Raw genomic sequence first — 1,899 nt, 5'->3', positions numbered from 1 at the left:
TGATTCATGAATCAACCCTACCCTTAGTCCCCCCTTGATAAGGGTGGTGTCTGATAATTTTTAACGCCTACCTACTTAGGAGATGGCTTTTATTTATTCTCCCCCCGCAACGCGCACGAAGTGGTCTCCCCATCTCCCCACTTCCCCACACCCCACACCCCACACCCCACACCCTGCCTCAATGTATTCTAAGATACAGTCTTGCGGGCGAGTGAGTGGAACGAACCACAGAGACACAAAGATCGATCACTACTATATAAGTTAAACTTATCACACAAAGAATAAGAGAGCCGATTATTTTTTGGGAATTTAGGATAACCTTTTTTACCTTTTATCATACCAAATCCGTTTTTAATAGTGTGATTAACTGCCAAGTTATGGATTGTTTCTCCCTGCTCCCCACCCCCTGCTCCCTGGTCTCCTGTACTTTTTAAACAGGATTTAGTATCACTATAAGTGGGAGAGAGTCACAAATATTGAGATGCACCCAAAAAATGAGTCTAAAACTTTACTTTTTGCGTCATGGCGAAACCACAGCCAGTCAAGCGGGTAGTTTTTGCGGTCGATTAGACTTGCAACTAACCCCGGCCGGCGATGAAATGGCCAAGGATTTCGCTCTTGTCTATCGAGATGTGCCTTGGACAGGGATCTATTCTAGTCCCCTCAAGCGCACCATGGCCACGGCCACCCCTTTAAGCGATCTCTTAGGTATTCCCATCCACAAACGGGAAGGATTAAAAGAGATTGCCTACGGCCAATGGGAGGGAAAAACCGCAGCCGAGGTTAATCGGGAGTTTCATGATGATTATGTGCGCTGGTTAGCAGATCCAGGCTGGAATTCTCCCACAGGGGGCGAAAAAGGCATCGATATCGCTCGCCGCAGTTCGGAAGTATTAGAGGAAATCGACCATAATCACGATGATGGCCATATTTTGATCGTTTCCCATAAAGCAACGATCCGAATCATGTTATGTTCTCTTTTAGGCATTGATATCGGCCGTTATCGCGATCGAATTGCCATGCCCGTGGCCTCGGTGACGATCGTCGAATTAGCCGAACACGGTCCCCTCTTTCAAGTCATGGGCGATCGCTCTCACCTCCGCAATGACCTACGCTCGCGAGCGGGAACCTAACCAGTCAACAGTAACCAGGGAAGCCCCGAATTTGGTCTCCTGAAAAACTATGTGCTTGATGTTATATTTTCTACGACACGGACAAACGGCCTATAGCAAAACGGGAGGATACTGTGGTACTCCAGAAAATGACCCCGGTTTGACTGCCGAAGGCATCGAAATGGCCGAGGAATTCGCCGATGTCTATCGTTCTTTACCTTGGCGCGCGGCCTACGTCAGTCCCCTCCAAAGAGCTATTCAAACCGCTAAACCCCTCTGTGAAGCGGTAGGACTGAAATTAGAAATCCGCCAGGGATTACAAGAGATCGGTTATGGTCTTTGGGAAGGTATGCACCCCAACGATATCGATCGCCAATATCATGATCTCTATGTACGCTGGTTGACGGATCCGGCTTGGAATGCTCCCCCCAACGGAGAAAGGGGGATCGATATCGCCCGTCGTTCGGCGGCCGTTTTGGAGGAAATTGAACACACCCACAGTGATGGCAATATCCTGATTGTTTCCCACAAGGCCACCATCCGGATCATGCTCTGTAGTCTGATGGGCATCGATGTGGGCCGTTATCGCGATCGATTTGAAATGCCCGTGGCCGCTGTCAGTATCGTCGAATTAGGCAGTCGTGGCCCGCTTTTCCATGGCATCAGTTTACGTTCTCACCTCAGTGAATACCTGCGTTCTCTCCCCTGCACCTAATCAGTTATCAGTGATCAGTTATCAGTTATCAGTGATCAGTTATCAGTGATTCAGTTATCAGTGATCAGATGT

3 protein-coding genes are annotated in these 1,899 nt (G+C 48.6%); all 3 read left to right on the top strand.

Annotated elements, in window-relative coordinates; genetic code table 11:
• Positions 1 to 82: 82 nt before the first annotated feature.
• Complete coding sequence (locus PX481_RS09510; RefSeq protein WP_196219833.1) at positions 83 to 265, top strand: hypothetical protein; 183 nt, start codon at positions 83 to 85, stop codon at positions 263 to 265.
• Between the two features lie 229 nt (positions 266 to 494).
• Positions 495 to 1,133, top strand: a complete 639-nt coding sequence (locus PX481_RS09505; protein ID WP_002759709.1) for a histidine phosphatase family protein — start codon at positions 495 to 497, stop codon at positions 1,131 to 1,133.
• 49 nt (positions 1,134 to 1,182) lie between these two features.
• Complete coding sequence (locus PX481_RS09500; protein ID WP_287684630.1) at positions 1,183 to 1,827, top strand: histidine phosphatase family protein; 645 nt, start codon at positions 1,183 to 1,185, stop codon at positions 1,825 to 1,827.
• Positions 1,828 to 1,899 lie beyond the last annotated feature (72 nt).

It is taken from the genome of Microcystis sp. M53603_WE2 (assembly GCF_030065435.1).
Note: the sequence above shows the minus strand (reverse complement) of the source record. Positions and strands in the feature narration are given on the sequence as shown.